The sequence below is a fragment of the Embleya sp. NPDC059213 genome (genome assembly GCF_042754445.1).
Classification (GTDB): Bacteria; Actinomycetota; Actinomycetes; order Streptomycetales; family Streptomycetaceae; genus Embleya.
In genome coordinates this window covers 50,696-63,473 of record NZ_JBHZAV010000043.1, presented here as the reverse complement: position 1 = coordinate 63,473, position 12,778 = coordinate 50,696, and the positions used below count along the sequence as shown (strand labels likewise).

The 12,778-nt window shown below is 71.6% G+C and carries 11 protein-coding genes; 1 reads left to right on the top strand and 10 read right to left on the bottom strand.

What is annotated here, in order from left to right; genetic code table 11:
* Positions 1 to 138: 138 nt before the first annotated feature.
* The 8 genes from lepB (ACFXMF_RS18350) to rpsP all read right to left on the bottom strand — a co-directional run bounded on the left by lepB (ACFXMF_RS18350) (position 139) and on the right by rpsP (position 6,487).
* A complete protein-coding gene (lepB, locus tag ACFXMF_RS18350) occupies positions 139 to 1,104 on the bottom strand; it encodes a signal peptidase I (protein WP_360310601.1) in 966 nt (321 codons plus the stop codon).
* 212 nt (positions 1,105 to 1,316) lie between these two features.
* Positions 1,317 to 2,459 (bottom strand): signal peptidase I, encoded by a 1,143-nt coding sequence (gene lepB / locus ACFXMF_RS18345; protein ID WP_379992546.1) that lies wholly within the window; start codon positions 2,457 to 2,459, stop codon positions 1,317 to 1,319.
* Positions 2,452 to 3,534 carry a signal peptidase I gene (lepB, locus tag ACFXMF_RS18340; RefSeq protein ID WP_379992547.1) on the bottom strand — a complete coding sequence of 361 codons (1,083 nt, stop codon included), beginning with the start codon at positions 3,532 to 3,534 and terminating at the stop codon, positions 2,452 to 2,454. Before lepB (ACFXMF_RS18340) ends, lepB (ACFXMF_RS18345) begins: the two co-directional genes overlap by 8 nt.
* Positions 3,535 to 3,599: 65 nt before the next feature.
* A complete protein-coding gene (gene rplS / locus ACFXMF_RS18335; protein WP_360310607.1) occupies positions 3,600 to 3,959 on the bottom strand; it encodes a 50S ribosomal protein L19 in 360 nt (119 codons plus the stop codon).
* Between the two features lie 153 nt (positions 3,960 to 4,112).
* Positions 4,113 to 4,931 carry a tRNA (guanosine(37)-N1)-methyltransferase TrmD gene (trmD, locus tag ACFXMF_RS18330; RefSeq protein ID WP_379992548.1) on the bottom strand — a complete coding sequence of 273 codons (819 nt, stop codon included), beginning with the start codon at positions 4,929 to 4,931 and terminating at the stop codon, positions 4,113 to 4,115.
* The gene (gene rimM / locus ACFXMF_RS18325) at positions 4,928 to 5,653 is read right to left on the bottom strand and encodes a ribosome maturation factor RimM (protein ID WP_379992549.1); all 726 of its coding nucleotides are present in this window, start codon (positions 5,651 to 5,653) and stop codon (positions 4,928 to 4,930) included. Before rimM ends, trmD begins: the two co-directional genes overlap by 4 nt.
* A gap of 124 nt (positions 5,654 to 5,777) precedes the next feature.
* Positions 5,778 to 6,017 (bottom strand): RNA-binding protein, encoded by a 240-nt coding sequence (locus ACFXMF_RS18320; RefSeq protein WP_020553237.1) that lies wholly within the window; start codon positions 6,015 to 6,017, stop codon positions 5,778 to 5,780.
* A gap of 2 nt (positions 6,018 to 6,019) precedes the next feature.
* Positions 6,020 to 6,487 (bottom strand): 30S ribosomal protein S16, encoded by a 468-nt coding sequence (gene rpsP / locus ACFXMF_RS18315; RefSeq protein ID WP_360310613.1) that lies wholly within the window; start codon positions 6,485 to 6,487, stop codon positions 6,020 to 6,022.
* Between the two features lie 256 nt (positions 6,488 to 6,743).
* On the opposite strand from rpsP, the gene ACFXMF_RS18310 reads away from it, so the two are divergent.
* A complete protein-coding gene (locus ACFXMF_RS18310; RefSeq protein ID WP_360310615.1) occupies positions 6,744 to 8,450 on the top strand; it encodes a proline--tRNA ligase in 1,707 nt (568 codons plus the stop codon).
* 178 nt (positions 8,451 to 8,628) lie between these two features.
* On the opposite strand, the gene ACFXMF_RS18305 is transcribed toward ACFXMF_RS18310, so the two are convergent.
* Together ACFXMF_RS18305 and ACFXMF_RS18300 are read right to left on the bottom strand one after the other, a co-directional pair.
* Positions 8,629 to 10,836: a substrate-binding domain-containing protein gene (locus tag ACFXMF_RS18305; RefSeq protein WP_379990726.1), complete on the bottom strand. Its 2,208-nt coding sequence runs from the start codon at positions 10,834 to 10,836 to the stop codon at positions 8,629 to 8,631.
* 206 nt (positions 10,837 to 11,042) lie between these two features.
* The gene (locus ACFXMF_RS18300) at positions 11,043 to 12,761 is read right to left on the bottom strand and encodes an alkyl sulfatase dimerization domain-containing protein (RefSeq protein ID WP_379990725.1); all 1,719 of its coding nucleotides are present in this window, start codon (positions 12,759 to 12,761) and stop codon (positions 11,043 to 11,045) included.
* Between the last annotated feature and the right edge of the window lie 17 nt (positions 12,762 to 12,778).

Below are 12,778 nucleotides of genomic sequence, written 5' to 3'. Positions count from 1 at the left end.
CGGGCTTGGGGCACCGGCCGTACGCGGGGCTTTTCGTGGGGTTGGGCGACCACCCCGGTTTGGGCCCCCCCCCGCCCGGGGCGGGGGCGCCGGGGCTCCGCCCCCCCGAGCGACCCGGCCGGGCCGAGGCACCCGCGGTCAGGCCGGCGGCGCTCCCGAGGGGTCGCGGGTGGCCACCCGCGCCTCGGGCGCGCCGTCCGCCGCCGCCCGGCGCCTGCGTCGCCAGATCACCAGCGGCACGGCCCCGATCAGCCCGGCCGCCATCGGCGTGCCGCCGATCACGTCGAGCCCCAGACCCGGCTGATCGAACGTGCCCGGCACCCCGAGCCCGTGGATCCGGTTCAGCGGCCACACCACGGTGAACGCGCGTCCGATCACCTGGTCCTTGTCGACGGTCCCGTTGAACGGCTGGTCCATGTGATAGCGCGAGTCGGACGAGTTGTCCCGGTTGTCGCCCATCAGCCAGATCCGGCCCTTGGGCACGGTCACGTCGAACACCTTCGTCGACGGGGCCACGCCCTTCTTGAGGTACGAACTCTCGTTCAACGGCTTCCCGTTGACCATCAGGCGACCCTGCGCGTCACAACACTGCACGCGGTCGCCACCGACTCCGATCACCCGCTTGATCAGGTCCTTCTCGTCCGCGGACGGCATCAGACCGACCCAGGACATGCCCTTCTGCAACCCGCGCACCACCGCGTTGTCGGACTGCTTCGGGGCCTCCTGAAGCCAGTTGCCCGGGTCGTGGAAGACCACGACCTGACCGCGCTCGGGCTCCGCGCCGAACCATGGCGAGAACTTGTTCACCAGCACCCGGTCGCCGACCTTGATGGTGTTCTCCATCGACTCCGACGGAATCGAGAACGCCTGGACCAGGAAGGTCTTGATGAGCAGTGCCAGCACGATGGCGATCAGCAGGAGCAGCGGCAGTTCCTTCCAGAACGACCCCTTCTTCTTGCGCCGTTCGCCCGAGTCGGAGGCGCCCTCGTCGTCCCCGGAGTCCTCCGGGCCGGGCGATCCGCCGGAGCCGCCCGGACCGCCGGGATCGTCCGCGTCGGGCGGCGAACCGCCGCCCGGGCCGCCGGGCGCGGGGGTCGGGCCCACCGCCGGGAAGATCGGCGCCGAGTTCGGGTCGACGCCCGGTCGGTTCCCGGGATCGGACGCCGGCCGTTTCACCAGATCGGGCGACTGCGCGGGCCCGTCCCCGTTCGTTGGTTGGGTCGGTGGCGCTCCGGGATCGTGCGGCGCGTCGGTCGGATGCCGCTCCTGCGGCTCCCGCCCACGATCGTCGTCTCCACCAGCGGATCGCGCTCCGATCACGACTTCCCCCACGGCGCCTCCTCGTACCCGTGCAGGCCGGACGGCATCCGGTCGGGGCTGTCCACCGGCCGCCCACAGCTCTGTCTTGATGATTTCCGACCCGTGCCGCGCACGTTGCCGGGTCGATGTCGGTCCCAAAGGTCCGGCATGCGCCGGCGCGAGCGTACACGTCGACGTAGCAGGACCAGCGGAACCGCACCCACCATTCCCATAACGACCGGGGTGGGCGGGGGAATCGCAACCGACAGGGCTTTGTTCCCGAACGTTTCCGGAACGGGCAATCGATGCACCCGGCCGAACGGCCAGGCCACCACGAAGGCCCGACCGACCACATCGCCCTCCGGGATGGTGCCCTGAAAGGGCCGATCCATATGTGCCCGCGAGTCGGCCGAGTCACCGCGATGGTCGCCCATCACCCACAATCGGCCCTTGGGCACGGTCACGCTGAATCTCTTCTCCGAGGGCGCGTTGCCCCGATACAGGTACGGCTCGTCCAGCGGGACACCGTTGACCGTGATCCGACCGGAGGGGTCGCAACAGGCCACCGTGTCGCCGCCGACCCCGATCACCCGCTTGATCAGGTCCTGTTCGTCGTCCGAGGGCAACATGCCGACGAACACCAGGCCCTGCTTGACCTGCTTGAGCCCGGGCGGCGGATCGTCCGACTGCTTCTTGCCCAACCAGCCGCCCGGGTCCCGGAAGACCACCACCTCGCCGCGTTCGGGAGTCCAGCCGAACCACGGCGAGAACTTGTCCACCAGCACCCGGTCGCCGACGTTGATGGTGTGCTCCATCGAACCGGACGGAATGTAGAACGCCTGCACGAGGAAGGTCTTGATCAGCAGCGCGAGCGCGAGCGCGATCACCGCCAACATCGGCAACTCGCGCCACAGCGGCACCACCTTGTCCTTGCGCCGCGAACGCCGGCCGCGCCGCCGTCGGGTCGGCGGGGCCGCCTGGACCGAGGGCGCCGAGGGCGGCGAGGGCGGCGAGGGCGGCGGTTCGGCCTCGCCGAGCACCACCGCGCCGGCCGACGCGGCGGGTGCGGCCCCCGTGTCCGGTGACCGCGGGCGCGTGGCCGGCCCCGACGTGCCGGCCTCGGCGGCGCGGGCACCCTTGGGCTTGCCCCGCTTACCCACGACGGTCGAAGTCCGGCCGCTCGAACGTCTTCGGCCGGTCCGCGCCCTGGATGCGACCGAACGGCCAGATGATCCACTGCGCCCGTCCGATCACCCGGCTCTCGGGCACCATGCCGCCGCCCGGGTCGCCGAGGTGGTCACGCGAGTCGGCCGAGTTGCTGCGGTGGTCGCCCATGACCCACAGCTTGCCCTTGGGCACCGCAGCTTCGAAGGGAAAGTCCGAGGGCTTGTCGCCCGGATGCAGGTAGTCGCCCTCGTCCAGCGGCACGCCGTTGACGGTGACCCGACCCTGCGCGTCGCAACACTTGACCACGTCGCCGCCGACCCCGATCACCCGCTTGACGAAGTCGCTGTCGTCCGGGTTCGTGAAGCCGAACACCCCGCCGAACTTGCGCAACGCGCCGGTCACCGGGTTCGCCTTGTCGGTGTCCTCGGGGGTGAACGAGCCGCGTCCGTCAAAGACGATCATGTCGCCGCGGTGGATGTCCCCGAATCGGTAGGCGAGTTTGTTGACCAGGACCCGGTCGCCGACCTGCAACGTGTTCTCCATCGAACCGCTCGGAATCACGAACGGCTGGGCCACCCACGAGTTCACCGCGAGCACCACCACCATCGCCACCGCGACCAGGAGCGGCAGTTCGACCCACGCGGGCATCCGCCGCCGGCGCGGCGCGGCAGGTGCGTCGTCGGCCTCGTCGTCGGTGTCGGCGGCGTCCGCCGGCTCGCCGGGCCCGTCCCCCTCCGTCGCCGGGTCGGGGTCGGCCGCAGGCGCCGCGACGACGTTCGCGTGCGCTTCGGCAGGGGGTTCGACGACGGCTTCGGCATCGGCGACGGGTACCGGATCCGCAGCCGGCTCCCGGGGCGGCTCCGCGGCCGAATCCTTTGCCAGGTTTGGAGACTTCGCCGGCTGCGCGACCGTCGCGACGGCCCCTTCGGAGCCGGTCTCGCCGCCGTCCGCGCTCCGCACCTGCCCCGAGACACGCGAAGGCCGCGCCTCCACGACCTCGGTGGACGAGGTACCGGCGGATTCCTCCGCCGTGGAGGCACGGCCTTTGCTCTGCTCTGCGTCGTCCATCACGAACGAGCCTAGCGTCCGGGTCGCCTCGACATGGTCCAGGCACCCCGGGTGGAACGCCCGGGTCAGCGGCTCGGACGGTCCGTACGCTTCTCCTTGATCTTCGCAGCCTTGCCGCGCAGGTCACGCATGTAGTACAGCTTCGCGCGACGGACCGCACCGCGGGAGACCAGCTCGATCTTCTCGATCACCGGGGTGTGCACCGGGAAGGTGCGCTCCACGCCGACGCCGTAGCTGACCTTGCGGACCGTGAAGGTCTCGCGCACGCCGTCACCCTGGCGACGCAGGACGAAGCCCTGGAAGACCTGGACGCGGGACTTGTTGCCTTCGATGACTCGCACGTGCACCTTGAGGGTGTCACCGGGACGGAAGTCCGGGACGTCGTCCCGCAGGGATGCGGCATCGATGTGGTCGAGCTTGTTCATCTCGCGTCGCTTTCTCGTGGGTGCCACAGGTCACCCACGGGTTTCGTGGTCACAAGTGTGGGGTCGCCGCTCCCGAGTGGCGCTCCCCCTGTGGCAGGGGTGCCGTCCGGCTCCCGGGGAACCCGGTCCGGATCGGGACATGGCAACAGCGTCTCAGTCTGCCACAGGTGTATCGGCCGGCCGAAACCGGCCGTCCCGCTCGACCCAGCCGAGCTCGGCGAGGGTGGCCCGGTCCTTCTTGTCCACGGCCGCCGGATCGATGCGCCCGATCAGATCGGGCCGGTGCGCGGCGGTCCGACGCAGCGCCTCGTCGCGCCGCCAGCGGGCGATCGCGCCGTGGTTCCCGGACACCGTGATCGGCGGCACCTCGCGCCCGCGCCACTCGGCGGGCTTGGTGTAGACCGGCCCCTCCAGCAGGTTGGCCATCGCACCGGGTGCGAACGAGTCGTCCCGGTGCGATTCGGCGTTGCCGAGCACACCGGGCAACAACCGGGCCACCGCCTCGACCATGACCAGCACGGCCACCTCGCCGCCGGCCAGCACGTAGTCGCCGATGGACACCTCGTCCACCCGCATCCGGGTCGCCGCCTCGTCGAGCACCCGCCGGTCGATGCCCTCGTACCGGGCCGGCGCGAACAACAACCACGGCTCGTCGGCCAGTTCGACCGCGAGGTCCTGGGTGAACGGGCGCCCGGACGGGGTCGGCACGATCATCCGCGGCACCGGCGCCGCCTCGCTCACGCCCTGTTCGAGCACCGCGTCCAGCGCGAGGCCCCACGGCTCGGGCTTCATCACCATGCCGGGGCCGCCGCCGTAGGGGGTGTCGTCGACGGTCTTGTGCACGTCGTACGTCCAGTCCCGCAACTGGTGCAGGTGCACGTCGATGAGCCCCTTGGCGCACGCCTTGCCGACCAGGGAGACGTCCAGCGGTGCGAGGTATTCGGGGAAGATCGTGACGACGTCGATCCTCACGAGGGGTCCTGCCCGGGTTCCGGCTTCGGCTCGGCCTGCGGCGTCGTGCCCGGCGCGGGCTTCGCGTCGGGCGCCGGCCCCGCCGCGGCTCGGGCGGCCTTCGCCGCGGCCCGCTCGGCGGCGGTGAGCTTCTTCGGCTTGGCCTTCTTCGGCTTGCGCTCGCGCGGACGGTCCTCGCCCGCCTCCGGGTCGGAGACCGCGAGCACCGCGTTCTCCGCGTCCAGCAGACCCGGCGGCGGGGTGATCACCGCGCGCTGGTTCTCCAGGTCGATCTCCGGGACGATCTGGTGCACGAACGGGATCATCACCTCGCGGCCGTCCGCCCGACGGACCAGGAGCAGGTCCTGCGAGGGCAGGTGCACCACCTCGGTCAGCTCACCGATCGCCTCGCCGTCCGCGGTGACCACGTCGAGCCCGATCAACTGGTGGTCGTAGTACTCCTCGGGGTCCTCGGGGAGTTCCTCGGGGTCCACCTCGGCGATCAGCAGCGTGTTGCGCAGCGCCTCGGCGCCGCTGCGGGTGCTCACACCCTCGATGGTGAGCAGCAGCCGGCCGCTGTGCACCCGGCCGTCGGCGATGGTCAGCGGACCGACCGACGGGGGATCCGTCATCAGCACCGCGCCGGGCGCGAGCCGCAGTTCGGGCTCGTCGGTACGGACCTCGACGGTCACCTGGCCCTTGATGCCGTGTGCCTTGCCGATACGGCCGACCACAAGCTGCACCTGCGACTCCTCGTTCTCTGCCCGATGAAACCTCGTGCCCGAGGCAGGAGGCGAAAATGCCAAGAAGCTGCCCGGCGGATGACTCCGCCGGGCAGCTCCCGGTTGGACGTGATGTCCGGGTACGTCAGCGAACCTGGTCGACGTCGACGAGGTCGACGCGGACTCCTCGGCCGCCGAGCGCGGTCACGACGGTGCGCAGCGCACGCGCGGTGCGCCCACCTCGACCGATGACCTTCCCGAGGTCTTCGGGATGGACCCGAACCTCGAGAATGCGGCCGCGGCGGAGATTACGCGCCCGTACCTTGACCTCGTCCGGATGCTCGACGATGCCCTTGACCAAATGTTCGAGGGCTTCCTCGAGCATGGTCAGCCCTCGTCAGCGGCGGTCTCGGCGGCGGCTTCGCCCTCGGCGGCCGGAGTCTCGGTCTCGGCGGCAGCCTCGACCTTCTTCTCCTTCTTGGCCTTCGGCGTGGTGGCGCCGTCCTTGGGCTCGTCCATCGCCTCACGGGCGGCGGCCTCGAAGAGCGACTTCTTGTCGGCCTTCTCCGCGGCGACGAGCAGCGGGGCCGGGGCCGGCAGACCCTTGTGCTTCTGCCAGTCGCCGGTGAGCTTGAGGATGTGCGCGACCGGCTCGGTCGGCTGCGCGCCGACACCCAGCCAGTAGAGCGCCCGCTCGGAGTCGACCTCGATGCGCGAGGGGTTCTCCATCGGGTGGTAGATACCGATCTCCTCGATCGCCCGACCGTCACGCTTGGTGCGGGCGTCGGCGACGACGATGCGGTAGTGGGGCGAACGGATCTTGCCCAGGCGCTTCAGCTTGATCTTGACTGCCACGAGAGTGGTGTCTCCTGCATCTTGACGTGGGTGAACAGCCGGCATTCACGTGGGGACATGAGGCTCGGCTGATCGTGGACACGGTAAGCATGCGGAGAGAGGGTCCGGCAATGCCCCGGGTACTCAGCTCGCCATTCTGCCAGACATCCCGGCCCCGACCAAAGCCGGGCGCAAACTCGGCCGACCGAGCCTCGCGCGGCTTTTAGAATGCAGGTCGCTCGCCCTTCCCCTCTAGCCGTCAGGACGCCACGGTCTCATGCGTTGGTCCGATCTGTACGTACCCACCCTCCGCCAGGACCCCGCCGACGCCGACGCGGTCAGCCACCGTCTGCTCGTGCGCGCGGGATACATCCGCCAGCTCATGGCCGGTCACTACTCGCTGCTGCCGCTCGCGGTGCGGGTGCGGGCCAAGGTGGTCGCCATCATCCGCGAGGAGATGAACCGGATCGGCTCTCAGGAGATGATCCTGCCGACCATGCACCCGGCCGAGATCTGGCAGAGGAGCGGTCGCTGGGAGGTCATGGGCGACGAGATGTTCCGGCTCAAGGACCGCAAGGGTTCGGACCTGGCGCTGGGCATGACGCACGAGGAGATCTTCACCACCCTCGCGCACGAACTCAGCTCCTACCGCGACCTGCCGCAGACCTGGTACCAGTTCCAGACCAAGTTCCGCGACGAGCCGCGGCCCAAGAGCGGTCTGATCCGGGTGCGCGAGTTCACCATGAAGGACTCGTACAGCTTCGACCTGGACGCCGAGGGGCTGGATCGTTCGTTCGAGGCGCACCGGCAGGCGTACGTGCGGATCTTCCAGCGGCTGGGCATCCCGGCGATCGCCGTGCAGGCGTCCAGCGGCACCATGGGCGGCAGCGGCTCGACCGAGTTCATGTGCCCCTCCGCGGCCGGCGAGGACCTCGTCGTGCACTGTCCGAACTGCGACTACGCGGCCAACGTCGAGAAGGCCGTCTCCCGGCTCGCGGAGATCGAGGACGGCGCCGGGCTCGACGCGCCGGAACGGTTCGACACCCCCGGCATCAAGACCATCGAGAACCTGACCAAGGCGCACGGCGTGCCGGCCGACCGGCAGATCAAGACGCTGGTCTACATGGTCGGCGGGCAGCTCACCCTGGCCCTGCTGCGCGGTGACCACGCGCTGGTCGAGCAGAAGCTGATCGACACCACCGGCTCCACCGACGTGCGCCCGGCCACCCCGGACGAGATCAAGGCCGCGCTCGGCGCCTACCCGGGCAGCCTGGGCGGGGTCGGCGTGAGCGACCTACCGATCCTGGCCGACCAGGCGCTGCGTGGTCGTCGGGACATGGTGACCGGCGCCAACATCGACAAGGTGCACGTGCGCGGCGTGGACATCGAGCGGGACATCGCCGTGGGCACCTGGGCCGACCTGCGCGAGGTGGTGGCCGGCGAGCCGTGCCCCGCCTGCGGGACCGGCCTGGAGGTCGAGCAGACGGTGGAGATCGGCCACATCTTCAAGCTCGGCTACAAGTACACCGAGGCCCTGGGCGTGAACGTGCTGGGCGCGGACGGCGAGCGGGTCACCCCGATCATGGGCAGCTACGGCATCGGCGTCGAGCGCGCGATGGCCGCGGTCGTGGAGACGCACCACGACAAGAACGGCATCGTCTGGCCGATCGCGGTCGCGCCGTTCGAGGTCGCGGTCGCGCTGTTGGACGTGGACGACGAGAAGTCGCGTGGCACGGCCGAGGAGATCTACACCGAACTGCTGCGGCAGCGGGTGGACACGATCCTGGACGACCGGGCCGAGCGTCCCGGTGTGAAGTTCAAGGACATCGAGCTGGTCGGCATCCCGTTCCGGGTCACCGTCGGCGCCCGCAGCCTGGCCGAGGGCAACGTGGAGATCGTCTCCCGGGCGAGCGGCGACAAGGCCCTGGTCCCGGTCGCCGAGGCGGTCGAGTACGTGCGCAAGCTGGTCCTCGACGCGAGCTGACCCCCGCTCCCGACGACCACTCCACGAGCGCCCCCGTCGCATCGATCGACGGGGGCGCTCGCGTGCCGGTCCGGGCCGGCCGACGATTCGCCGGGCATCGTGGGTGATGCCCCGATCGACCCTCGCCGCCGTTGTCGTCCCCGGGCCCACGCCCCACCGAAGGCGCGTTGGCGGCCGGTCAGCCGAGCCCGAGCCGGGCGCATTCGGAGGCGAGTTCGGCCGTGCACACCTCGCGCACGTCCAGGCCGGTGAGCGTGGGCAGCAGTTCCTTGACGTTGCCCCTGGTCAGCGCGACCGGTGCGAGCGCCACAGTCGGCACCTGGGTCGTGCCGTTGTCGCGGGTGACGTCGACCCGCGACAGCTCCTCGCCCCGGCCCAGCGTGATCGCCATCTCGGCGGCGGCCTCGGCCTCCGGCCCGCCGGGCTTGAGCACCGACACGGTCTGGGTGCCGGCGATGATTCGGCGCAGCGCGGCCGGGTCCGGATCCTGTCCGGTCAGCGGCACGGGTGGGCCGACCCCGGCGGCGGTCAGGCCGCGCAACGCGCCCGCGGCCAGGGTGTCGTCCGCCGCGTAGACCCCGATCAACTGCCGCGGCCCGCCGAGCGCGGTGAGCGCGTCCGCGATCACCTGCTGGGCCTTGGGTCCACCGGCGTCGTCGACGTCGTACTCGCGGGCGATCGTCACCTCGCCGTCGAGCACGCCGTGGGCGCCGCGCTTGATCTCGTTTCCGGCCCGGTCCCCCGCGCGGCCGTTGAGCATCACGATCGAGCCGCGCTGTGGTCCGCCCGCCGCGCGCACCGCGTCGAGCAGCGCCTGGGCCTGCAGCCGGCCCACCGCCCGGAAATCGAACGAGACGTGCCCGGCCACCGGACCGGCGGCCAGCTTGTCGAAGGACACCACCGGGATGTCGCGCTCCCGGGCCCTGGTCACGGCCGCCGCCGAGTCCCTGGGGTCCACCGGGCCCAGCACCAGCACCCGGACGCCGGCCGAGATCATCGTGTCGATCTGCCGGTGCTGTACGTCCGGCTGCCGGCCGGCCTGCGCGAAACGCACCGAGCAGCCGGGACACAGCCGGCGGATCCGGGCCTCGAACGCGGGTCGCACCGTGCGCTCGGCCCGATCGTCGGGCAGCAGCAGGCCGACCCGGAAGGCGCCGCGCGAGTGGGCGGTGTTCGACGCGCCGTCCCCGAACCCGCGCCACACCAGCAGGCCGGCCGTCAGCGCCGCCGCGACGGCCACCGTGATCACCACCGTGAAACGGGAGCGGGTCGACGGCAGCCGATGGCTCCCGCCGCGCCCCGGGGTCGGGCCACGCACGGCGGGGGCGGCGCGCGGCATCGGGCTCGACGCGCCGGCCGGGAGGTCGGCCGGCGGGTCGCCCGGCAGCGCGTCCCCGGCGGGCTCGGCGCCGACCCGGGTCGGCCCGAACCCGACCGAGTCGGCGGTGTCCTCGACCACCGCGCAGGCGATCGGCGGGCCGTCGCCGCCCTGGTCGGCCGGCCCCGCCTCGCCCGGCGGATCCGGCACGCCCTCGGCGTCCAGCGCACGCCCCGCGATCCGTAACAGCTCGTGCGCGAGCGGCGCCGGCAACCAGCCGCCCGGCAGGTCCTCGCCCGTTCCGCTCGGTACCAGCGCACGGGCCAGGGTCGGCGTCGGCCGGCGGTCCGGATCCTTGTCCAGGCATGCCCGCAACAACGGCAGGAAAGCCTCCGGGGCACCGGCCAGATCCGGATCGCGGCCGGTCAGGTTGGCCAACAGGACCGGCCAGGGCCCACTGCCGAACGGCAGTCGTCCCGTGGCCGCGTAGGCGAGCACCGCCCCGTAGGAGAACACGTCGCTGGCCGGCCCGACGTCGGCCCGCTCGAACTGCTCGGGCGACATGAACCCGAGCGTGCCCAGGGTGTGCCCGGGGCGGGTCAGTGCGGTCGCCCCGTCCAACAGCGCGATGCCGAAGTCGATCACGATCGGGCCGTCGACCGCGAGCAGCACGTTGGCCGGCTTCAGGTCCCGGTGCACCAGGCCCACCGCGTGCATGGCCACCAGCGCGTCGGCCAGGCCCGAGGCCACCGCGCCCAGCGTGTGCGGGGGCAGCGGACCGAACGCGCCGACCGCTTCGCCGAGCGCCATCCCGGGGATGTACGCGGTGGCCAGCCAGGGCACCTCGGCATACGCGTCGGCGGCCACGACCGGTGCGGTGAACGGGCCTCGCACCCGACGCGCGGCCTCCACCTCGCGGGCGAACCGCGGCCGGAACGTGTCCTCGTCGTCCAGGAGTTCGACCCGGACCCGCTTGACCGCCACGGTGCGCCCCTCGGGCCCGCGGCCGAGGTAGACCTGTCCCATGCCACCGGCACCGAGCCGGCCGAGCAATCGGAACGGCCCCACGCGACGCGGATCGTCGGCCCGCAATGCGTCCACTGGTTCCCCCGTCGTCGACTCCGGCCGCCGATCCCACCCGGGCGAGGGCCGGGTCGGGCCGCATGCCCGGACCGCGTGCACTGCCGGGCCCAATCGTCGCCGAATCCGACCCCGCGCCGCAGCCACACGGCGGCACCCGGAACCCGGGTGCCGCGTACCGGTGGTCGGAGATCTCAGCGCAGCGTGAGTTCGGTGGGCTTCTTCGGTTGGGCCGGGTCGAAGAGGTCCAGCAGGGTCACCGCCCGTTCGGCGGTGCCCCGAGAGGTCCGGGCGTCCTCGCCGGCCAGGGCGCCGCGCAGGTCGGTGCGGCCCAGGTGCAGCGATTCCACCGTTTCACGCGGGAGTTCGAGGATCACCTCGGCGTCCGAGGGGATCTCGCGCAGGAACCGGGCGACGCCGCGGTGGATGTGCAGCGCGACCTCCTCCTCGCCGTGCACACCCCCCGACACCCGCCAGCCCAGCACGGCGTCCACCTCCAGCGCCTCCTCGGCGCGCAGCCGGGTCGTGTACAGCTCGATCAGCCAGGCCGCCGGGATCCGGGCGACCAGGTCCGGCGGCGCGAAGATCGCGGCGAAGTTGATCAGCGGCAGGATCGGCTGTATCCGGTCCTCCAGCTCGTCCGCGCTGGTCAGGTACCAGTTCCGCCAGTTGATGTTGAGTTGGGCGTAGCCCAACCGGCGAAACGCGGCGGCCTTGAGCGAGCGCGCGTCCGCGTCCGCGCGGTCGATCCGGGTCAGGTGCGTGGCCAACTCGGCCGCCCATTGGTATTCGCCGCTCGCGTACGCCTGCCTCGCCGCGTCCAGCACCCGTTCCCGGCCACCCATCAACTCCACCGTCCGGCGCGCGTATTCGGCCCGGGGCAGCGGGTCCAGGTCGACCGGGTCGCCGCCGAACCAGCCCAGGTAGCCGAAGAAGATCTGCCGCACGGTGTGCTTGACCGTGCCGTAGTACTCCCGTGCGTACGGCGCGTACGAGGCCAGGTGTTCGGGCAGTTCGACGGTCTCGGCCAGTTCGTCCGGGGTCAGCCCCTCGTTCATCCGGCGCACCGTCTGGTCGTGGATGTACTGGATGCAGTCCCGCTCCACGGCCAGCACCTCGGCCACCTTGGCGGCGCCCGACACCGGCTGCCCGTGACTGGGGATCAGGTGCGCGGCCCGATGCGCGCGCAGCGCGTCGATGCTGCGCACCCACTGCATCGGGTCGCGGTAGCGACAACCGCGCAGGGTGTGGATGTTGGGCAGGGTCGGGCCCTGGATGGTGTCGCCGCACAGGAGCACGTCGCTGTCCGGGAGATACACGCTGATCGCGTCGTCGGTCTCGCCGGGGTTGTGGAACAGCCGCAGCCGCACCCCCGCGACCTCGGTCTCCAACTCGTCGCCCACCAGCACCGTGGGCATCACGAACGAGGGGGTGCCGACCCCGGCGTGCGGGCCGACCGCGTCGTTGACGCCCTCGGTGTCCGAGGGCCCGAGCAGGTTGCCCAGCGAGTACACCGAGCGCAGGCCCATGATGTGCAGCGCGGGACCGGACTGGTCGGTCAGGCTCGCCAGGAACGTGCGGTGCGCGTACACGTCCACATCCGGCGTCGCGGCCCAGTGGCTCAACCCGTTCACGTGGTCGGGGTGATGGTGGGTGACGACCACGGCCCGGACCGGCGCCCGCGGGTCGTCCAGGTGCGGGCGTACCTCCGCCTCGATCACCGCGGCCAGATCCGCGCCGCTGCCGGTGTCCACCACCACCAGACCACCGGGACCCTCGATCACCGTCGCGTTGGCCGAGGACCAGCCCACGGCGACGTGTACATGCTCGGCCACGGTGTACACGCGCTTGGTGAAGTGCGCGGTGTGGGCGGCGAGTTCGGGATGAACGGCAGGCTCGACCTCGTACGTCATGGCCGGGCAGCCTGCCA

Coding starts and splice junctions, on each gene's coding strand:
- rplS (WP_360310607.1), bottom strand. CDS start 3,959: ATGAACAAGCTCGACCACATCGATGCCGCATCCCTGCGGGACGACGTC.
- ACFXMF_RS18300 (WP_379990725.1), bottom strand. CDS start 12,761: ATGACGTACGAGGTCGAGCCTGCCGTTCATCCCGAACTCGCCGCCCAC.
- ACFXMF_RS18320 (WP_020553237.1), bottom strand. CDS start 6,017: ATGCTCGAGGAAGCCCTCGAACATTTGGTCAAGGGCATCGTCGAGCAT.
- lepB (WP_379992547.1), bottom strand. CDS start 3,534: ATGGACGACGCAGAGCAGAGCAAAGGCCGTGCCTCCACGGCGGAGGAA.
- ACFXMF_RS18310 (WP_360310615.1), top strand. CDS start 6,744: ATGCGTTGGTCCGATCTGTACGTACCCACCCTCCGCCAGGACCCCGCC.